The 20,078-nt window shown below is 64.3% G+C and carries 19 protein-coding genes; 10 read left to right on the forward strand and 9 right to left on the reverse strand.

All coding sequences use genetic code 11. The annotated features are described in order from the left end of the window. Positions 1–657 precede the first annotated feature (657 nt). The 5 genes from C4K27_RS13055 to C4K27_RS13075 all read left to right on the forward strand — a co-directional run bounded on the left by C4K27_RS13055 (position 658) and on the right by C4K27_RS13075 (position 7,450). A complete protein-coding gene (locus tag C4K27_RS13055; RefSeq protein ID WP_038579753.1) occupies positions 658–1,140 on the forward strand; it encodes a formate dehydrogenase subunit gamma in 483 nt (160 codons plus the stop codon). Further along, on the forward strand, positions 1,134–2,693 hold the full coding sequence (locus tag C4K27_RS13060; RefSeq protein WP_053260766.1) for a formate dehydrogenase beta subunit: 1,560 nt from the start codon (positions 1,134–1,136) through the stop codon (positions 2,691–2,693). Before C4K27_RS13055 ends, C4K27_RS13060 begins: the two co-directional genes overlap by 7 nt. Beyond that, positions 2,690–5,566, forward strand: a complete 2,877-nt coding sequence (gene fdhF, locus C4K27_RS13065) for a formate dehydrogenase subunit alpha (protein ID WP_053260767.1) — start codon at positions 2,690–2,692, stop codon at positions 5,564–5,566. Before C4K27_RS13060 ends, fdhF begins: the two co-directional genes overlap by 4 nt. Continuing rightward, on the forward strand, positions 5,563–5,784 hold the full coding sequence (locus C4K27_RS13070; protein ID WP_053260768.1) for a formate dehydrogenase subunit delta: 222 nt from the start codon (positions 5,563–5,565) through the stop codon (positions 5,782–5,784). The genes fdhF and C4K27_RS13070 overlap by 4 nt, the downstream gene beginning before the upstream one ends. Positions 5,785–6,169: 385 nt before the next feature. Next, a complete protein-coding gene (locus tag C4K27_RS13075; protein ID WP_009043431.1) occupies positions 6,170–7,450 on the forward strand; it encodes a serine/threonine transporter in 1,281 nt (426 codons plus the stop codon). Here C4K27_RS13075 and C4K27_RS13080 read toward each other — a convergent pair. The 4 genes from C4K27_RS13080 to acnB all read right to left on the reverse strand — a co-directional run bounded on the left by C4K27_RS13080 (position 7,432) and on the right by acnB (position 12,417). Continuing rightward, the gene (locus tag C4K27_RS13080; RefSeq protein WP_053260769.1) at positions 7,432–8,091 is read right to left on the reverse strand and encodes an acyl-homoserine-lactone synthase; all 660 of its coding nucleotides are present in this window, start codon (positions 8,089–8,091) and stop codon (positions 7,432–7,434) included. The two genes, C4K27_RS13075 and C4K27_RS13080, sit on opposite strands and share 19 nt — an antisense overlap. Positions 8,092–8,121: 30 nt before the next feature. Further along, on the reverse strand, positions 8,122–8,847 hold the full coding sequence (locus C4K27_RS13085; RefSeq protein WP_053260770.1) for an autoinducer binding domain-containing protein: 726 nt from the start codon (positions 8,845–8,847) through the stop codon (positions 8,122–8,124). Positions 8,848–9,188: 341 nt separating this feature from the next. Next, positions 9,189–9,458, reverse strand: coding sequence for a hypothetical protein (locus C4K27_RS31740; protein WP_053260771.1), 270 nt, complete (start codon positions 9,456–9,458; stop codon positions 9,189–9,191). Positions 9,459–9,816: 358 nt separating this feature from the next. After that, a complete protein-coding gene (gene acnB / locus C4K27_RS13095) occupies positions 9,817–12,417 on the reverse strand; it encodes a bifunctional aconitate hydratase 2/2-methylisocitrate dehydratase (protein WP_007923866.1) in 2,601 nt (866 codons plus the stop codon). A 407-nt stretch (positions 12,418–12,824) separates the two neighbouring features. On the opposite strand from acnB, the gene C4K27_RS13100 reads away from it, so the two are divergent. Next, entirely contained in the window at positions 12,825–13,295 is a 471-nt protein-coding gene (locus tag C4K27_RS13100) for a DUF1289 domain-containing protein (RefSeq protein WP_009043436.1), read from the forward strand. Positions 13,296–13,411: 116 nt separating this feature from the next. On the opposite strand, the gene C4K27_RS13105 is transcribed toward C4K27_RS13100, so the two are convergent. Continuing rightward, complete coding sequence (locus C4K27_RS13105; RefSeq protein ID WP_007923862.1) at positions 13,412–14,275, reverse strand: universal stress protein UspL; 864 nt, start codon at positions 14,273–14,275, stop codon at positions 13,412–13,414. Between the two features lie 239 nt (positions 14,276–14,514). Here C4K27_RS13105 and miaE point away from each other — a divergent pair, with 239 nt between their 5' ends. The 3 genes from miaE (at position 14,515) to C4K27_RS13120 (ending at position 17,275) form a co-directional block, all read left to right on the forward strand. Further along, the gene (miaE, locus tag C4K27_RS13110) at positions 14,515–15,120 is read left to right on the forward strand and encodes a MiaE family protein (protein WP_007923860.1); all 606 of its coding nucleotides are present in this window, start codon (positions 14,515–14,517) and stop codon (positions 15,118–15,120) included. Between the two features lie 172 nt (positions 15,121–15,292). Beyond that, positions 15,293–16,000 carry a winged helix-turn-helix domain-containing protein gene (locus C4K27_RS13115; RefSeq protein WP_053260772.1) on the forward strand — a complete coding sequence of 236 codons (708 nt, stop codon included), beginning with the start codon at positions 15,293–15,295 and terminating at the stop codon, positions 15,998–16,000. After that, on the forward strand, positions 16,001–17,275 hold the full coding sequence (locus C4K27_RS13120; RefSeq protein ID WP_053260773.1) for an ATP-binding protein: 1,275 nt from the start codon (positions 16,001–16,003) through the stop codon (positions 17,273–17,275). A gap of 44 nt (positions 17,276–17,319) precedes the next feature. Here C4K27_RS13120 and C4K27_RS13125 read toward each other — a convergent pair whose 3' ends face one another. The 3 genes from C4K27_RS13125 to C4K27_RS13135 form a co-directional block, all read right to left on the reverse strand. After that, a complete protein-coding gene (locus C4K27_RS13125) occupies positions 17,320–18,135 on the reverse strand; it encodes a MipA/OmpV family protein (RefSeq protein WP_053260774.1) in 816 nt (271 codons plus the stop codon). Positions 18,136–18,140: 5 nt separating this feature from the next. After that, on the reverse strand, positions 18,141–18,386 hold the full coding sequence (locus C4K27_RS13130) for a hypothetical protein (RefSeq protein ID WP_053260775.1): 246 nt from the start codon (positions 18,384–18,386) through the stop codon (positions 18,141–18,143). Between the two features lie 104 nt (positions 18,387–18,490). Beyond that, a complete protein-coding gene (locus tag C4K27_RS13135; protein WP_053260776.1) occupies positions 18,491–18,976 on the reverse strand; it encodes a GFA family protein in 486 nt (161 codons plus the stop codon). 147 nt (positions 18,977–19,123) lie between these two features. Between C4K27_RS13135 and C4K27_RS13140 the strand changes: the two genes are divergently transcribed. After that, positions 19,124–19,414, forward strand: a complete 291-nt coding sequence (locus tag C4K27_RS13140; RefSeq protein ID WP_081002264.1) for a double zinc ribbon domain-containing protein — start codon at positions 19,124–19,126, stop codon at positions 19,412–19,414. A gap of 7 nt (positions 19,415–19,421) precedes the next feature. On the opposite strand, the gene C4K27_RS13145 is transcribed toward C4K27_RS13140, so the two are convergent. After that, positions 19,422–19,988, reverse strand: coding sequence for a GNAT family N-acetyltransferase (locus C4K27_RS13145; protein WP_053260777.1), 567 nt, complete (start codon positions 19,986–19,988; stop codon positions 19,422–19,424). Between the last annotated feature and the right edge of the window lie 90 nt (positions 19,989–20,078).

Raw genomic sequence — 20,078 nt, forward strand, 5'->3', positions numbered from 1 at the left:
GGCACCCAAGGCAACGGGTGGGAAGAATACGGAAGTCGCCGGATAAAACAGGATGGCCCCCAAGAATACTGGGCTTTATGAGGCTATTCGGGGGGCGAGTTTCTTTCGGTGCCAAACACGTTGCAGGATGCATACTTAAGAAGAATGAGCGGATGGCTCGTTTCTCGTGGGCTGTTTGGCATTTCGACTACGTGCTAGTCGTTTGCATGAAGTGGCCGGTTTCAAAGGATTACATGTCTATTTGGCGATTCAGTTTGCTATCTGGACGTGGGGCATAGGAAACGAACAAAGACCGAAGCGCTCGCCGGTCCGGCTCGGCCTATTAAAGCGCTGCATCAACGAGCCGGGCGGGCGGGTAATCGATGGGGCCTGTGGACTACGCTGAGCTTGCTTGAGTGTCTTGAACGGGTGCGGGTCAGCGCTCCTGACCAGCAGGTCGCTTTCAGGACACGATGGGTCGCCTGGGTGCAATCGCCGGACCATGGCGATGGGCAAGCTTCCAGGATGCCCCGGACCCGGTGCGCCAAGACACTTGGCCGGAGAGCAAGAATGGCGACCGAGGATCCACGCCTCCGTGACGTGGCCGGGCGCTGCAGCCGAAGACTCCGGACGGCTACCGCTATATAGCGATGTCGTTCGAGATGCCGAGGTACGTTTATGTCTGATGACACGCTTCACCTGCCTCTGATTCACAGCGTATTGGAGCGCGAAAAGGACACTCCCGGTGCCTTGTTGCCCATTCTCCACGCCATTCAGGACGGTTGCGGGTACATCCCCGACACCGCCATCCCCGAGATCGCCCATGCCCTCAACCTCAGCCTGGCTGAAGTGCACGGCGTGATCAGCTTCTACCACGATTTCCGTACCACGCCGCCCGCGCGCCATACCCTGCGCCTGTGCCGGGCCGAGTCCTGCCAGAGCCGGGGCGCCGAAGGCCTGGCCGCGCAGCTGCGCGAACAACTGTTGCTGGACGACCATGGCACCACGGCCGATGGCAGTATCAACTTGCGACCGGTCTATTGCCTGGGGGCCTGCGCCTGTTCGCCGGCCCTGGAACTGGACGGCGAACTGCACGCCCGGATCACCCCCGAGCGCCTGCGCCAGCTGGTGAGTGGCTGCCTGGAGGATGGCGCATGCTGAAGCTCTATATCCCCCGCGATTCGGTGGCCCGTGCCGTGGGCGCGGACAAGGTGGCCGTGGCGCTGGTGCGTGAGGCCGAGCGTCGACAATTGCCGTTGGAGCTGCGCCGCACCAGCTCCCGTGGCCTCTATTGGCTGGAGCCGCTGCTGGAAGTGGACAGCGCCGACGGCCGGCTGGGTTTCGGCCCCCTCACTCCGGAGGACGTGCCGAGCCTGCTCGACGCCCTGGCGGGCGACCCCGGCAGCCATCCGTTGGCCCTGGGGCCGGTGGAGCAGATCCCTTATCTGCAGAGCCAGCAGCGCCTGCTGTTCGCTCGGGCCGGCATCACTCAACCGCTGTCCCTGGACGACTACCGCGCCCAGGGCGGTTTCCAGGGCCTGGCCCGGGCCATCCAGATGGAGGGCGCGCAGGTGGTCGCCAGCGTGCTCGACTCCGGCCTGCGCGGCCGGGGAGGCGCGGCCTTTCCGGCGGGGATCAAGTGGCGCACCGTGCGCGAAGCCGCGGGTGCCCAGAAATACGTGGTCTGTAACGCCGATGAAGGCGACTCTGGCACCTTCGCCGACCGCATGCTGATGGAAGGCGACCCCTTCCTGCTGATCGAAGGCATGATCATCGCCGGCATCGCGGTGGGGGCCAGCAAGGGCTATATCTACGTGCGCTCGGAATACCCGGACGCCATCGGCACCCTGAACGAGGCCCTGCGCATCGCCCGCGAAGCCGGTTACCTGGGGGCGAATGTCGGCGGTAGCGGCCGCCCCTTCGACCTGGAGGTGCGGGTCGGGGCCGGCGCCTACATCTGCGGTGAGGAAACGGCGCTGCTGGAGTCCCTCGAGGGCAAGCGCGGCACGGTTCGCGCCAAGCCGCCGCTGCCGGCCCTGCAGGGCCTGTTCGGCTTGCCAACGCTGGTGCACAACGTGCTGACCCTGGCTTCGGTGCCGATCATCCTGGAGAAGGGCGCGCAGTTCTATCGCGACTTCGGCATGGGGCGTTCCCTGGGCACCATGCCGTTCCAGCTGGCCGGCAACGTCCGCCAGGCGGGCCTGGTGGAACGCGCCTTCGGCCTGAGCCTGCGTGAGCTGGTGGAAGGTTATGGCGGGGGTACCGCCAGCGGCCGGCCACTGAAGGCGGCGCAAGTGGGTGGGCCGCTGGGGGCCTGGGTGCCCCCCGCGCAGTTCGATACGCCGCTGGACTACGAAGCGTTCGCCGCCATGGGCGCGATGCTCGGCCACGGCGGCGTGGTGGTCGCCGACGACAGCCTGGACATGGCCCACATGGCCCGTTTCGCCTTGCAGTTCTGCGCCGAGGAGTCCTGCGGCAAGTGCACGCCGTGCCGGATCGGCTCGACCCGTGGAGTGGAGGTGGTGGACCGTTTGATCGCCAGCACCGACGCCGCGGCCCGTGAGGAACAGGCGCTGCTGCTGCAAGACCTTTGCGACACCCTGCAATACGGCTCGCTCTGTGCCCTGGGCGGGATGACTTCCTACCCTGTCGCCAGCGCCCTCAAGCACTTTCCCGCCGACTTCGGTCTGGCGACCACGGAGGCCGACCAATGATCAATATCTTCGACCCTACCAGTGATATCGACCTCGGCACCCCGGCCCGCGAAAGCGCGGTACAGGTCAGCCTGACCATCGACGGCCGGGAAATCAGTGTCGCTTCCGGCACCTCGGTGATGCGCGCCGCGGCGTTGCTCGGCACCACTATCCCCAAACTCTGCGCCACCGACAGCCTGGAAGCCTTTGGCTCCTGCCGCATGTGCCTGGTGGAGATCGAGGGCATGCGCGGCTATCCGGCCTCCTGCACTACGCCTGTGACCGAGGGCATGGTCGTCCACACCCAGACTTCCAAGCTCGCCAGCCTGCGGCGCAACGTGATGGAGCTGTATATCTCCGACCACCCGCTGGACTGCCTGACCTGCTCGGCCAACGGCAATTGCGAGTTGCAGACGGTGGCGGGGCAGGTGGGCCTGCGGGAAGTGCGCTACGGCTATGAGGGCGCCAACCACCTGGACGAACAGAAGGATGTCTCCAACCCCTATTTCGACTACGACCCGAGCAAGTGCATCGTCTGCAACCGCTGCGTGCGTGCCTGCGAGGAAACCCAGGGCACCTTCGCCCTGACCATCAGCGGGCGCGGCTTCGATTCCCGGGTGGCGGCGGCCGGCGGCGACAATTTCCTCGACTCCGAGTGCGTGTCCTGCGGCGCCTGCGTGCAGGCCTGCCCGACCGCCACCCTGATGGAAAAGAGCGTGGTGGAAATCGGCCAGCCCGAGCGCAGCGTCATCACCACCTGCGCCTACTGTGGCGTGGGCTGCTCTTTCCGCGCGGAAATGAAAGGCGAGCAACTGGTGCGCATGGTCCCGGACAAGAACGGCCAGGCCAACCACGGCCATTCCTGCGTCAAGGGCCGCTTCGCCTGGGGCTACGCCACCCACCCGGACCGCATCACCAAGCCGATGATCCGCAAGCACATCAGCGATCCGTGGCAGGAAGTCAGCTGGGAAGAGGCGGTCACCTACGCGGCCAGCGAGTTGCGCCGCATCCAGCTGAAATACGGGCGCGACTCGATCGGCGGCATCACCTCCAGCCGTTGCACCAACGAAGAGACCTACCTGGTGCAGAAGCTGGTGCGCACCGCCTTTGGCAACAACAACGTCGACACCTGCGCCCGGGTCTGCCATTCGCCCACCGGCTACGGCCTCAAGCAGACGCTGGGCGAATCCGCTGGCACCCAGAGTTTCGACTCGGTGATGCAGGCCGACGTCATCCTGGTGATGGGTGCCAACCCTACCGACGCGCACCCGGTATTCGGCTCCCAGCTCAAGCGCCGCCTGCGCCAGGGCGCGCGGCTGATCGTCATCGACCCACGGCGCATCGACCTGGTGGATTCGCCCCATGCCCGTGCCGACCTGCATTTGCAGCTGCGTCCGGGCACCAACGTGGCGATGCTCAACGCATTGGCCCATGTGATCGTCACCGAGGGCCTGGTCAACCAGCTTTTCGTCGATCAGCGCTGCGAAGCGGCGGACTTCGCCCGCTGGCGCGATTTCGTCAGCCTGGCGGAAAACTCCCCCGAGGTCCTGGGGCCGATCTGCGGCGTGCCCGCCAGGCAGATCCGCGACGCCGCGCGGCTTTACGCCACCGGGGGCAATGCGGCCATCTACTACGGCCTGGGCGTCACCGAGCACAGCCAGGGCAGCACCTCGGTGATGGGCATCGCCAACCTGGCGATGGTCACCGGCAACATCGGCCGCGAGGGTGTCGGGGTCAACCCGCTGCGCGGGCAGAACAACGTCCAGGGCTCCTGCGACATGGGGTCCTTCCCCCACGAGCTGCCTGGCTATCGGCATATTTCCAACGAGGCGGTGCGCGCCGAGTTCGAACAGGCCTGGAACGTGACCCTGCAACCCGACCCGGGCCTGCGCATTCCCAATATGTTCGAGGCGGCCCTGGACGGCACCTTCAAGGCGCTCTACTGCCAGGGCGAGGACATTGCCCAGAGCGACCCCAACACCCAGCACGTGACCGCCGCCCTGACGGCCATGGAGTGCGTGGTGGTGCAGGACATCTTCCTCAACGAGACGGCCAAGTTCGCCCATGTGTTCCTGCCGGGCAGCTCCTTCCTCGAGAAGGACGGCACCTTCACCAACGCCGAGCGCCGTATCTCGCGGGTGCGCAAGGTGATGGAGCCGCTGGCCGGCAAGGCCGACTGGGAAGCCACCATCGCCCTGGCCGAGGCCCTGGGCTACAAAATGCAGTACAACCACCCGTCGGAGATCATGGATGAGATCGCGCGCCTGACGCCGACCTTCCACCGCGTCAGCTACACCGAGCTGGACCGGCACGGCAGCCTGCAATGGCCGTGCAACGATGCCGCTCCGGACGGCACGCCGACCATGCACATCGATGAATTCGTGCGCGGCAAGGGCCGCTTCATGCTCACCGGCTACGTGCCCACCGAGGAGAAGGTCAACAGCCGCTACCCGTTGCTGCTGACCACCGGGCGCATCCTCAGCCAGTACAACGTCGGCGCCCAGACCCGGCGCACCGACAACGTGGCCTGGCACGAGGAGGACCGCCTGGAAATCCACCCGACCGACGCCGAGAACCGCGGCATCGTCGATGGCGACTGGGTCGGTATCGGCAGTCGCGCCGGGCAGACAGTGCTGCGGGCCAAGGTCAGCGAGCGGGTGGCGCCGGGGGTGGTCTACACCACCTTCCACTTCCCGGAATCGGGCGCCAACGTGATCACCACCGACAACTCCGACTGGGCCACCAACTGCCCGGAATACAAGGTGACGGCGGTAGAGGTGGTGCGGGTCAACCAGCCTTCCGAATGGCAGAAGCGTTATCAGGCGTTCAGTGATGAACAGGGGCGCCTGCTGCGGGAGCGTCGTCACGCCGAGAAAGCCGAGGTGCGCCGATGAGCAGCGAAAGCCTGATCAAGATGGCCAACCAGATTGCCCAGTTCTTCGCCAGCGAGCCGGACAAGGCCCAGGCAGTGCGTAGCGTGCGTCAGCACCTGAAAAGCTTCTGGACGCCGGCCATGCGCAGAGAGTTGACCGCCTGGGAGGTGACACACCCCGGCGCGGCGCTGCACCCCCTGGTGCAGGCGGCGTTGAAGGAAGAGGAAGCGCAGATCTAGCGTTTGCCCATGGCGGCAAACCTTGAACCGGACCGCCTCGTTGCAACCAACCAGAAGCCAGGGCCTTGCCCTGGCTTCTGCGTTTGATGGGCACACCTGCTGTCTTCAGGGGCATGCCGATGGGGATGATGATCCGCGCGCCCGGCACGCAGGCCAGTCGAACCCCGGGAGCAGCGCTTGCCACAGATCAATGAAACCTTGTGCCTGACCCCGCAAAACCGCGCTCCAGACATCTGCACCGGCAAACCGTTCCTCAGCTAAGTCTTTGCTTCTGGTGAGTAATCCCGGACAATCGCGCCCCTGTTTCGGCGAGGGCTCTGTCTGTCGGGTACTCCGACGCGCCCTGGCCGAGTGGCAAATGACCGGAATGTGGAGATCCCACCGGATGAATGATCAGGCCAACAGCGTTGATCAACGCTTTGAAGCGGCAGCCCCAGCGACCCTAGCTAGCTGGAATCGCCAAGACACTACCTGGATGCTGGGCCTGTTCGGCACCGCCATCGGCGCGGGCACCCTGTTTTTACCGATCAACGCCGGCCTGGGCGGCTTCTGGCCGCTGCTGGTCCTGGCGCTGCTGGCGTTCCCGATGACCTTCTTCGCCCACCGTGGCCTGACCCGCTTCGTGCTTTCCGGGCGTGACGGCGCGGACATCACCGAAGTGGTGGAAGAGCATTTCGGGATCAAGGCCGGCGCCCTGATCACCTTGCTGTACTTCTTCGCCATCTTCCCGATCCTGCTGATCTACAGTGTGGCCCTGACCAACACCGTGGGCAGCTTCATGGAGCACCAGCTGCACATCATGCCGCCACCGCGCGCCGTGCTGTCGCTGGTGCTGATCCTCGGCCTGCTGGCCGTGGTGCGCTGCGGCGAGCAGGTGATCGTCAAGGCCATGAGCCTGATGGTCTACCCGTTCATCGTCGCCTTGCTGTTCCTCGCGGTGTTCCTGATTCCGCACTGGAACGGCGGCATCCTCAGCACCGCCAGTACCCTGCCTGAGCCTTCGGCGTTCCTGCACACCCTGTGGCTGGCGATCCCGGTCATGGTGTTCTCGTTCAACCACTCGCCGATCATCTCGGCCTTTGCCGTGGACCAGAAGCGCCGGTATGGCGCCCACGCCGAAGAGCGCAGCTCGCAGATCCTGTCCCGCGCCCACCTGCTGATGGTGGCGATGGTGCTGTTCTTCGTCTTCAGCTGCGTGCTGACCCTGTCGCCGGCCCAACTGGCCGAAGCCAAGGCGCAGAACCTGTCGATCCTGTCGTACCTGGCCAACCACTTCAGCAACCCGACCATCGCCTTCGCCGCGCCGTTGATCGCGTTCGTGGCCATCGCCAAGTCGTTCCTGGGCCACTACATCGGCGCCAGTGAAGGCCTCAAGGGGCTGATCGTGAAAAGCGGCCGTCGCCCGGGCGCCAAGGCCCTGGACCGCATGACCGCGGCCTTCATGCTGGTGGTGTGCTGGATCGTCGCCACGCTCAACCCGAGCATCCTCGGGATGATCGAAACCCTGGGTGGCCCGGTCATCGCGGCCATCCTGTTCCTGATGCCGATGTACGCCATCCGCAAGGTGCCGGCCATGGCCCGCTACCGCGGCCAGGCTTCCAACGTGTTCGTCACCCTGGTCGGCCTGGTGGCGATCACCGCGCTGGTCTACTCCCTGAGCGCCTGACCCGGCGGCGGCCCACCGCACGTTGGTGGTGGGTTGCCGCGCAGAAATGCCTGATTCAGCGAAGCCACGGCCGCTGACTGCGTATAAAGCGTGGCGCGGCCGTTTTTCTGGTAGGCCGCAAAGTCCAGGGCCAGCAAGTGGTCGCGGTTGACCCGTTGTGGCTGGCCGAGCCGGCTCAGCGCCACGCCATGGCGCAGGAAATAACGCTCCAGCGCCGGCGTGGTCACCGCCACCACCGAGTTCGCCCCCAGGGCCCAGGCGGTGTGCAGGGTGTGCCAGAACACCCGCATCGGCAGCTTGCCGCCTTCCAGCGCCGAGGCGGCGAAACGCGAGATTTCCCAGGTGTCGTGCTGGCGCGGCAAGGGCCGGTCGCAGAGAAAACCGAACACCTCCGCCAGCAGATAGGGCTGGGTGGTCGGCAGCAGCCGGGCGCAGCCGTGGATCTTTTCCTCGCTGTCCAGCGCCAGGGTGTAGCGGGTGTCGGCGTGATCGAACTGATCGAGTTCCTGCCCGCACTGGCTGGCGCTGGAGGGCAGTCGCCAACCCAATTGCTTGATGAAGACCGCATGGCGATAGCGGCCGAGGTCGTCGCGCAGGGCCGGCGAAAGCTGGCTTTCATGCCGTGAAATCACAGTGATCATGGGGCGATATCCTTATCGTCGGGTGAAGCGTCAGATCAGCCCCAGGACGGCGGCGTAGGCGGCGGCCAGGGTCTTGTTGGCCGCGCCGAATTTCTTCTGGATGACCTTGAGGTGAAAGTTCACGGTATTCACCGAGATGCCCAGGATCAGGGCAATCTCCCCGGAACTCTTGCCGTCGGCCGTCCATTGCAGGATTTCCCGCTCGCGCGCGCTCAGCTCCAGCTGTTCGGCCTGGCTGCTGGGGTGCCCGAGTTCGCCGAGGCGCACGGTCGCCAGTTCGATGATGCAGCGCAGGCGCAGGCGGATTTCTTCCAGTTCCACGGCGCTGATCGCCGTGCATTCACGGGCCACCGACAACACGCTCAGGGCGCTGTCGGGCGTGTGGATGGGCAAGGTGGCGCCCACCCGCAAGCCCCATTCCCGGGCCTCGCCCCACAACACCGAGCCTTTGCCGAACAAGGCGTCGCTCCAGACCACCATTTCCGTGGAGCGCAGGCCGTTGAGGATCGTCGGGTCGATCGCGGCGTAGTTCTGTTGCTGGTAACGCTCCACCCAGGCTGGCGGATAAGAGCCATAGATGTCGATTTTCGGGCGGGTGAAGGGGATCGAATGCCTGACTCCGTAAGCGTAAAAATCAAACCCCAGGGACCGGACCTCCCGTTCCAGCAGCGCAAAGACCTGTGCGCTCTCCTGTTGCTTGAGCATCTCCATGCGCAGGTCGTTCCACCAGTGCATGAAATCCTGTCGTTTCTCCATGGCGTTCGCCTTGATTCCTTGCACGTCAGGGAATCTAGTCCAGGGCAATACGCTGTCAACATTCATGAAATTCATAGAAAACCCCGCAGTTGCCCTGATCCGGCGCTCTGCACCAGGCCATCCGGGTGCGGGGCCGGCAATTGGGGCGGTGGTAGGCGTGGAGGGGGCTCATGGCCAAGGCTGGCCTGCGGTGCTATGTCACTGTGTGGCGGGGTGCCGCAAAGGCACTGGCCTGGCCGATAAGGGCAAAAGACGTCCCCGGCAAAACCGCTGGCGAGCATGCGCATAACTCTTTTCCTTGAGTGTTCTGGCCGTCTCTGGCCAAGGGGCAGGGGACAGCTTCAGGCAAAGCGCAGGCGGGTGATGGGTTCCACAGCGGTGGCTGGCTCGCGGGCTGCGCGGGCGCTCGGCAGCAACTGGGCGAGCCGGGCGCGGTGCACGCCGTCGGCGGCGGTTCTCGATTCCAGGTCGAGAAAATGCCCGCTGCCCTCGATCGCCGCGAAGCTGCGATCGCGCACATGAGTCTTGCGCTGCGGGTCGTTGCCCGGTTGTTCGACGTGCCCGGGGTAGTCGTTGAACGCGTTCTCGATCACACAATGGTTACGCCACATAACACACCTCCATTTGTTGCTTTTGACGGGGCGAAAGAATCCGCGGCAGCTGAGATCCAGCTGTCGTGCGCGGAATGTTTTTATAGTCGTGTGAGCGCTTCGAACGATCGGCGCGGGTTGACAGCTGTCATCCCAAGGCCGTTGCAAGCAGGCAGCGTTCGACATTCGGGCGAGTGCCGGGCGCCGTTGGCAGTGGCGTGATTTTTAGCAAGGGCGGGGGAGGGCTAACAACTACCAGATCTGGTAGGTAAAGACGCCTGGCGTTCTGCCGCCAGAGCGACTAGCGAGCGGATCGCCGGGATAAAAAAACGCCGCGTATCGTCGTGGGATACGCGGCGTTCTTCATTGCCTTGCAGCCTTAGGCTTGAACCACCGGAATCTTGGCGTTTGCGGCAGCCTCACGGAACTCGGCGATCTGGTCGAAGCTCAGGTAGCGGTACACGTCCGCGGCCATGCTGTCGATCTTGCCGGCGTATTCCATGTACTCCTCGACGGTCGGCAGGCGACCCAGGATGGACGCAACGGACGCCAGCTCGGCCGAAGCCAGGTAGACGTTCGCGCCGTCACCCAGACGGTTCGGGAAGTTACGGGTCGAAGTCGAAACCACGGTGGAGTTCGGTTCGACGCGGGCCTGGTTACCCATGCACAGCGAGCAGCCCGGCATTTCCATGCGCGCGCCAGCCTTGCCGTAGATGCCGTAGTAGCCTTCTTCGGTCAGTTGGTGAGCGTCCATCTTGGTCGGCGGCGACAGCCACAGACGGGTTGGCAGCTGGCCCTTGACCTGATCCAGCAGCTTGCCGGCAGCGCGGAAGTGACCGATGTTGGTCATGCAGGAACCGATGAACACTTCGTCGATCTTCTCGCCAGCGACGCTGGAGAGCAGGCGAGCGTCGTCCGGGTCGTTCGGCGCGCAGAGCACAGGCTCCTTGACGTCGGCCAGGTCGATCTCGATGACTTCGGCGTACTCGGCGTCCTTGTCGGCTTCCAGCAGCTCAGGGTTGGCCAGCCAGGCTTCCATCGCCTGGGCGCGACGCTCCAGGGTACGGGCATCGCCGTAGCCTTCGCCGATCATCCAGCGCAGCAGGGTGATGTTCGACTGCAGGTATTCGGCGATCGACTCTTTGGACAGCTTGATGGTGCAACCGGCAGCCGAACGTTCGGCCGAGGCGTCGGACAGTTCGAAGGCTTGCTCGACGGTCAGGGTTTCCAGACCTTCGATCTCCAGGATGCGGCCGGAGAAGGCGTTCTTCTTGCCTTTCTTCTCGACGGTCAGCAGGCCTTTCTGGATCGCGTAGTAAGGGATGGCATGGACCAGGTCACGCAGGGTGACGCCAGGCTGCAGCTTGCCCTTGAAACGGACCAGGATCGATTCCGGCATGTCCAGCGGCATGACGCCGGTGGCGGCGGCGAAGGCCACCAGGCCGGAACCGGCCGGGAACGAGATGCCGATCGGGAAACGGGTGTGGGAGTCGCCACCGGTGCCGACGGTGTCCGGCAGCAGCATGCGGTTCAGCCAGCTGTGGATGATGCCGTCGCCCGGACGCAGGGACACGCCGCCACGGGTCATGATGAAGTCAGGCAGGGTGTGGTGGGTGGTGACGTCGATCGGCTTCGGATAGGCCGCGGTGTGGCAGAACGACTGCATCACCAGATCGGTGGAGAAGCCCAGGCAAGCCAGGTCCTTCAGTTCGTCACGGGTCATCGGGCCAGTGGTGTCCTGGGAGCCGACGGTGGTCATCTTCGGTTCGCAGTAGGTGCCTGGACGCACGCCAGTCACGCCGCACGCCTTGCCGACCATTTTCTGCGCCAGGGTGAAGCCCTTGGTGCTTTCGGCCGGCGCTTCCGGCTTCTTGAACAGGTCCGAAGGTGGCAGGCCCAGTTCGGTACGGGCCTTCTCGGTCAAGCCACGGCCGATGATCAGCGGGATACGGCCGCCGGCACGGACTTCGTCGAGCAGGACCGGGGTCTTCATTTCGAAGGTGGCCAGGACTTCGTCGCTGTTGTGCTTGGTGACTTTACCGGCGTGCGGGTACAGGTCGATCACGTCGCCCATGTTCATCTTCGACACGTCGAATTCGATCGGCAGGGCGCCGGCGTCTTCCATGGTGTTGTAGAAGATCGGTGCGATCTTGCTGCCGAAGCAGAAGCCACCTGCGCGCTTGTTCGGCACGTAAGGAACGTCGTCGCCGAAGAACCACAGCACGGAGTTGGTTGCCGATTTACGGGACGAACCGGTACCGACCACGTCGCCGACGTAGGCGATCGGGAAGCCCTGGCCGCGCATTTCCTCGATCTGCTTCATCGGGCCGGTCTTGCCTTGCTCGTCCGGAACGATGCCGTCACGGGCCATTTTCAGCATGGCCAGGGCGTGCAGCGGGATGTCAGGACGGGACCAGGCATCGGGGGCAGGGGACAGGTCGTCGGTGTTGGTTTCGCCCGTCACCTTGAACACGCGCAGGCTGATCTTGTCGGCCAGTACCGGGCGGTTCTTGAACCACTCGCCGTCGGCCCAGGATTGCAGTACGCCCTGGGCGTGAACGTTGCCGTTCTTGGCTTTTTCCGCGACGTCGTGGAAGGCATCGAACATCAGCAGGGTGTGCTTGAGCTGTGCGGCCGCGACCGGCGCCAGCTCGGCGTCGTCCAGCAGCTCGACCAGGGTCACGATGTTGTAGCCGCCCTGCATGGTGCCCAGCAGTTCAACGGCGCGCTTCTTGTCCAGCAGAGGGGATTTGGCTTCGCCTTTGGCCAGCGCGGAGAGGAAACCGGCCTTCACATAGGCGGCTTCGTCGACTCCTGGCGGAACGCGATTGGTGATCAGGTCAACGAGGAAGGCTTCTTCGCCAGCGGGGGGATTCTTCAGCAGCTCGACCAGGCCTGCAGTTTGTTCGGCGTTTAGCGGCTGGGGAACGATACCCAGGGCTGCACGCTCTTCGATATGTTTGCGGTAGGCTTCAAGCACAGTATTACCCTCATCAGTGGTCCCAAATGGGTGTCCGGGACGCTCATCCCGAAATTGCCGTACTCATGCGCTGCGTGACGTTGTGGGTCGCTTAGCCAGAATTACCGGCAATTCCTTACAGAAGCTGCTTTCAAAGTTTTACGCCTGCAGAACGGGAGCTGATGAGGGTTGGCGCTGGGCTTTCCCCGCTGGAAAGACCCATCGCCAACACCGCTCTGAAGGAACGACTGTGCTCGTGACGCTTTGAAAACAGCTTCTAACGGACATTGGCGCCTAAAAAGGCTGGCTGATTCTACGGCAAAAAAAAAATTAAGGTAAGTTCGCCCCCGAAGTTTGAGGGGTGATCAATGTTAGACAAAGGGCTAACATGCGGACCTGTTTCGCTTTTTTCCGCCAATTGCCTACTTATGCCCAATCAGACCATCAAGACCCCCTGCGTCGGCCTCTGCTCCACTGTCTACGGTGACCTGGTGTGCCGTGGCTGCAAGCGTTTCCACCATGAAGTGATCCACTGGAACGGCTACAACGAGGAAGAAAAGCACGCGGTGTGGCTGCGTCTCGAGCAATTGCTGGTGCAGGTGATGGCGGCCAAGCTGGAAGTCTTCGACCCCCAGCGGCTGCGCGAGCAACTGGAGCAGCGCAAGATCCGCTTCGTGCCGCATCAGTCGGAATATTGCTGGGCCTATCAGCTGATCGCCCGCGGGGCGCGGGTGATCAACCAGCTGGAAGCCTATGGGATGGTGTTGCTGCCGGAGTTTCGCGACTGGGAACTGCCGGAATTGCGCGATGCCATCGATCGGGAGTTTTTCCTCCTGTCGGAAGCCCACTACCAGCGTTATATCGCCCCGGGGTTCCTCAAGGACGCCTTTGGCGCCTGACCGCTAAAAGCATCGCGGGCAAGCCTCGCTCCTACAGAAGCACACATTCATCTGTAGGAGCGAGCGGGCGGCGATCCGACTTGCCCGCGATAGCGTTTTCTCTGCTAACCCATCCCTCAATGCTTGCCGGCCACCTCTTCCAGGTGGTCCATGATGTCCTCCGGCTTGAGCACCAGCACGTCGCTTTCCAGGGCATCGAGCACCACTTCCGCGGTGTTGCCGATCAGCGCCCCGGAAATCCCGGTGCGCGCCACGGTGCCGATGATTGTCAGCGCCGCCTGCAGCTCATGGGCGGTGTGCGGGATCAGCACGTCCGCCGGGCCTTCCTCTATATGCAGGTGGGTATCGTCGATGTCGAACTCGGCCTGGAACGCCTTGCACTGCTCGCGGTAGCGCGCCTCGATGGTTTCCTTGAGCTGGAACACCGGGTCGGACGCCGACAGCATCGGCGACGGATGGGCGCTGATCACATGCAACTGCGCCTTGGCCAGGCTGGCGATGTCGAAACCATGGTCGATGATGCTGGCATGCAGGGTACGGTGCTCGCCGTCGGTGTTGCCGACATCGATGGCCGCCAGGATCACGCCGCCGGTCCAGGGCTTGGCGGTTTTCACCAGCAGCACCGGGCTTGGGCAGTAGCGCAGCAGTTTCCAGTCGGCGGGGGTGAGCAGGGCCTTTTTCAGCGGGTTGTCGGCAAAGTGCTGCTTGATCACCAGGCCACAGCCTTCGGCCTGCTGCACGTCGATGATGGTGCTGTGCAGGCTGTCGTTCCAGGCCTGCTCGGTGGTCACGCTGTAGCCCTCGCTCAGCAGGCTGCTCTTGAGCACACTCAACAGCGCCGAATGCTCGTGCTTCTTGTCGCACACCAGCAGGTGCAGATGGGCCTGGGTCACCCCGGCGATCAGCTTGGCGCGCTTGAGCGCGAGGCTTTCGGAATGCTCGGGCTCGATGACCACCAGGATGCTGCGGATGGCTTGCATGGTCGGGATCTCCAGAGAGGGATGAAGGCTATGTTGCACAACTATAGTTGCTGCGCGTCGCCGTGGCTGTTGACGCACATCAAGCGCCGCGGCTGGTGGTCTGTGGCGCGGCCGGTATAATCGGCGCCCTTCGCCGTGAACCCTTATGCCGTGAGCCCCATGTTATCGATCCCTGAAGTCGCCACCGTCCTGCCTTGCGCGCTCATTTCCTTGAAGGCTGCCCTGAAGGACGAACGACCATGAACCTGCCGGAAATTCACGAGTTCCTCGGCTGCCCCACGCCGGATGCCTGGGTTCAGGCGGCCCTGGCGGATCAGGAAACCCTGCTGATCGACCACAAGAACTGCGAGTTCAAGGCGGCCAGCACGGCCCTGAGCCTGATCGCCAAGTACCACTCCCATGTCGACCTGATCAACATGATGTCGCGCCTGGCCCGGGAGGAACTGGTGCACCACGAACAGGTCATGCGCCTGATGAAGCGGCGCAAGATCGAACTGCGCCAGTTGTCGGCTGGGCGTTATGCCTCGGGCCTGCGCAAGGTGGTGCGCAGCCACGAACCGGTGAAGCTGGTGGACACCCTGGTGGTCGGCGCCTTTATCGAGGCCCGCAGCTGCGAGCGTTTCGAGGCGCTGGTACCGCACCTGGACGAAGAGCTGGGCAAGTTCTACTTCGGCCTGCTGAAAAGCGAGGCCCGGCACTTCCAGGGTTACCTGAAGCTGGCCTATCAGTACGGCGACGCCAAGGACATCGCCCAGGTGATCGAGAAGGTGCGCGCCGCCGAGCGTGAACTGATCGAGTCGCCGGACGTGGAGTTCCGCTTCCACAGCGGCGTGCCTACTCTGTAAAACGGCCCAAGTCGGTTCAAAACTACGGGCAAATTGTAAAAAACTCTTAAAAGCATGAAACATCATTGAAAACCGGCCATCTGGGCCGGTTTTTGCTGTCTGCCCTGGTCTCAGACTTATCCGATGCCGCCTATAATGCGCGCCCCAATTGTGCGCACTCAGACTGGTATTTATGGATAACCCGGGTCTTGGCAAAGTATTGCTGGTGGAAGATGACGAGAAGCTCGCCGGGCTGATCGCGCACTTCCTGTCCCAACACGGTTTCGAGGTCCTGACGGTACATCGTGGCGATGTGGCGCTGGCGGCCTTTCTCGAGTTCAAGCCGAAAATCGTCGTCCTCGACCTGATGCTGCCGGGCCAGAGCGGCCTGCACGTGTGCCGGGAGATCCGCAATGTGGCGGACACGCCCATCGTCATTCTCACTGCCAAGGAAGACGACCTGGACCATATCCTCGGTCTTGAGTCCGGCGCCGACGACTACGTGATCAAACCGATCAAGCCGCCGGTGCTGCTGGCCCGCCTGCGCGCCCTGCAACGGCGCCAGGTGCCGGAACCGACGGTGCGCGGCGCGCTGGAGTTCGGCAGCCTGACCCTCGACCGCAGTTGCCGGGAAGTGCGCCTGGCCGGCGAGCTGATCGAGCTGACTACCATGGAGTTCGAGCTGCTGTGGCTGCTGGCCAGTTCGGCGGGCAAGATCCTCTCCCGCGACGACATCCTCAACCGCATGCGCGGCATCGCCTTCGACGGGCTCAACCGCAGCGTCGACGTGTATATCAGCAAGCTGCGCAGCAAGCTCAATGACAATCCCCGGGAGCCGGTGTGCATCAAGACCATCTGGGGCAAGGGCTACCTGTTCAATCCATTCGCCTGGGAGCTCTAGATGCTGCGGCTGTTTCTGCGTCTGTACATCATCCTGGCCCTGGGGCTGGCGGGGGCCATCTGGGCGGTCAACTACACCTTTTCCGAGCTGTTGCCGGACGCCAACGAAACCTACAACCGCGAGGCCATGCGCGGGCCGGGATACAGCCTGGTCAACCAACTGTCGCCGGTCACGGGGGCGGCGCGCGAGCAGCGGCTGGCCGAGCTGCAACAACACTACGGCATGCGCCTGAGGCTGTTGCAGGCGGATGAGCTGGGCCTGTCCGAGCGCGAACGCCAGCTGCTGGCCGAGAACAAACTGGTGGTGCGCGGCGACTTCAGCGAGTTCATCGCCAACCTCGACGGCGGCCCGCAGTTGCTGAGCATCCGCCTGCCGGAAGAGCCCAAGTGGCTGTATTTCTGGGCCTATGCCTTTCTCGGGGCCAGCCTGGCGCTGGTCCTGTATTTCTGGGTACGCCCGCATTGGCGCGACCTGGAGCTGATCCGCCTGGCGGCCCAGCGCTTCGGCAATAACGACCTGGGCTCGCGCATCCGCCTGCCGCGGCGCTCCAACGTGCGCGACCTGGCGCAGCACTTCAACCAGATGGCCAGCCGCATCGAAGGCCTGATCGCCAATCAGCGCGAGCTGACCAACGCGGTGTCCCATGAGTTGCGCACGCCCATCGCCCGCTTGTCGTTCGAGCTCGACCAGCTCAAGCAGTCCGACCCGCGGCAGAGCCGCGAGCTGATCGCCGACATGTACGCCGACCTCGGCGAGCTGGAGGAAATGGTTTCCGAACTGCTGACCTACGCCAGCCTGGAACACGGCGCCACGGTGATCAACCGCGAGACCATCCAGGCCCGCAACTGGCTCGACAGCGTGGTCGGCAGTGTCGCCCTGGAGGCGGAAGTGGCGGGGGTGCAGATGGCGATCCGGGCCTGTGAGGTCGAGTACATCAGTATCGAACCGCGGTTCATGGCGCGGGCGGTGATCAACCTGCTGCGCAATGCCATTCGCTACGCCGAACGGCGCGTCGAGGTGTCCCTGGTGCAGGTCGGGCAGGGTTATGAGGTCCAGGTCAACGACGACGGCCCGGGCGTGCCGGTGGCAGGGCGGGCGAAGATCTTCGAGCCGTTCTCCCGGCTCGACGCCAGCCGCGACCGCCGCACCGGCGGCTTCGGCCTTGGCCTGGCGCTGGTGCGGCGGGTGTCGCAGTCCCACGGCGGCCAAGTCGAGGTGACGGATTCGCAATGGGGCGGCGCGTCGTTTCGCATGACCTGGGCGCAGGTCGAATAGCCCAGGCAGCTTGCGCGCGATAACGTCAGAACGGCCAACACCGCTTAAAAGCTGTACTCCAGCGTGGTCGCCAGCGACGTCTGCAGCCGCCGCTCGACAATCGGGCTGTCCGCCGCCTCCCGCCCCAGGTACTGCAGCGCCAGCACCGTCGATACGTTCATCTGTTCGTCGACCGGCACGGTCCAGGTCAGGTCGCCGCCCCGGCTGAGAAAACCGCCCTTGGGCCGATAGGCGCCGAAGCGGGTCCTGCCGGCCTGGGCGCTGCTGACGCCATACCAGGTGCGCAGGTAGTCGCCGTCGCCGAACTGGCTGTTGAGGCTGCCCTCGAGGCGCCCGTACCGGCCCTCATACAGCGTGCTGCCGATGCTCAACTGCAGGTGGTTGTAGGCCGAGCCAGTGTCGTGATCATCGTTCTTCTTCAGCGCGTGCTGCAGCGTGGCCCCGAGCTCCACGGTGCCCAGGGTGTAGCCCAGGTGAGCGCCAAACTGCGCGCGGGACTTGATCGAGCCCATGCCGTCGAGATGGTCCGAACCCTTGTAGCCGTGCTTGCGGTCCTTGCGTGCCGCGCTGGGGCCGACCCAGGCGCTGAACGCCAGGTCGCCCCATTCATTGCCCCAGCCAAGGCCCTGTTCGGTATTGAGGAAAACCCCGTAGGGGCTGACGATTGCGCCGCCCAGGATCGGGACGACGCTGCGTTCGTCGCTGCCGCTGTAGCGCGGCAGGCTGGCCACGCCGGCTTGCAGCTGGTACTGCCAGTCCGCGGCGTAGAGCGGGCCGCAGGGCGTCAGCAGGCACAGCGAAGCCAGAGGTAGCGACGCAAGGGACAGGCACAAGGTTTTCGGACGGATCGAGGTCTTCATCGCGGCTAGAAACTCAGCAGGGTGTGGGAGTGGTCGTTGGCTTTGGAATAGGAACTGCCCAGGCCATCGCGCGGGCGCTGGGCGACCTTGCGCGCCGGGGCGACAGGGGCCGGCTTGGCGCGGAGGGCGGTCTCGGGTGGCGTGGCGATTTCAGGCGGCGGTTCGACGCTGGGCTTCGGGGGCGGCGTGCCCTGGCAGCTGAGGCCGCCGAGCAGCACACCAATGAAGAGCGTGAAGAACCGACCGTACATGACGCACCCGTGGGGAAATGGATGCGCTCATGCTAGGGACGCGGGCGCGGGCAATCTTTGGCAGCTTTGTCGCAAAACTGTCAAAGACTGTGAATGCCCGGCGCTTAGCGTTCCAGGTCCAGGCGCTCATGCCACTGAGCAATGGATTCCTCGGGGTAGTGGGCGAATTGCAGGTCGTGGGGATGCCAGTCGATTTCCACCCAGGGCGCCCTGGAGTCGAGCATCAGGTGGGTGTGTTCCGGCGGTATCGGCAGCGGCGTATCAATGGCCGAGGCGAAGGGATGGATCAGCTCCGGCCACTCTGGGCTGAACAGCCACAACCCGGAGCTGCAGCGGCTGCAGAAATGCCGTTCGGCGCTGCTGCGTCGGGCACGTTTGCCGGGTTCCCTGAGCAGCGCGTGGTAGATCGAGATGTGCTGGCGGCCGCGGACTTTCAGGCTGGCGGCGTCGCCGCCGAGGTTGATCGCATACCCGCCGCCGCCCTGGGTCTTGCGGCAGATCGAGCAGTAGCAGCGTTGATAGGGGTAAGGGTGGGCGCTGTCCAGGCTGAAGTGGACAGCGCCGCAATGGCAGGAACCTTCGAGTTGCATGACGACCTCCGATGATCCATGGGCTATGACCGTCAGCCTAGCCGCTGTCGGCTGGAGCGTTCGCCATGGGCGCTGGTCGGCGCCGGGTTGACCCTATAGCTACTTCAGGCTTTTTACTGGCGACTCTCTTTATCAGGAGTGATCGACATGAGCTTTTTCGAACGTTTGCTGGGCGGTCATCGTGGCCGTGGGCATGGCGGCTCCCAGGGCGGGCACCAGGGTGACAGGCATGGTGGCGGACATGGCCGGCACTCCGGTGGCGCAGCGCCGCCCGCGGGCGGCCCGCTGTGTCCGGACTGCGGGGCGAGCAACGCGGCCAAGGCGCGTTTTTGCCAGCAGTGCGGGACCTCGCTGCAACCCGCCGCGTGCCGCCAGTGCGGCAACACGCTGGCCGCCGGCGCGCGGTTTTGCGCGCAGTGTGGCGGGGCGGCGGGCTGAAGCCGGCCTACAGCGCCAGGTGGTAACGGACCTGGGTCGCGTCGTCCGGGTCGATGGCGCGGTGGAAACCCAGGGTCGCGGCCAGTTCGCGCATGCGGTGATTGGCCGGGCAATCCAGGGAGTACATCTGCTTGAAGCCCTGGTCCTTGGCCCGGTCGACCAGATGGCGCATCAGCAAGGCGTCCAGGCCCTTGTGCTGCCATTCGTCGGCCACGGTGACGGCGAACTCACAGGTGTCCGCGTCGGCGCCGATGGTGGCATAGCGGCTGATGCCGATTTCCCGCAGCGAGCCGTTGTCGTGGACCAGGGCCACGTAAGCCACGCGCTCGCAGCCATCGACATCCATCAACTGGCTGAGCAGGGCCTCGCCGACTTCTTTCACCTCACCCAGGAAGCGGTGGTGCCGGGTGGTCGGCGAGAGGTTCTCGATAAAGGCCTTTTCCCGCTCGCGGTCTTCGGCGCGCAACGGGCGGATCAGCACCGGGCTGCCGTCGTTGAGGGCGTCTATCCAGTGTTCGCCTTTGTACCGGGCGAAGGCAGCCAGGGCGGGCGTATGGAGGGCGGTGCTGGTCATGGGCAAGTCTCCGTGAAGGTGCAGAGGTTTGCCTGAACATTCACACCTGTCAGGCGCCGGGCCCTTGATTCAGGTCAACGGGCGGCGGTG

It is taken from the genome of Pseudomonas chlororaphis subsp. chlororaphis, from assembly GCF_003945765.1.
Lineage (GTDB): Bacteria > Pseudomonadota > Gammaproteobacteria > Pseudomonadales > Pseudomonadaceae > Aquipseudomonas > Aquipseudomonas chlororaphis.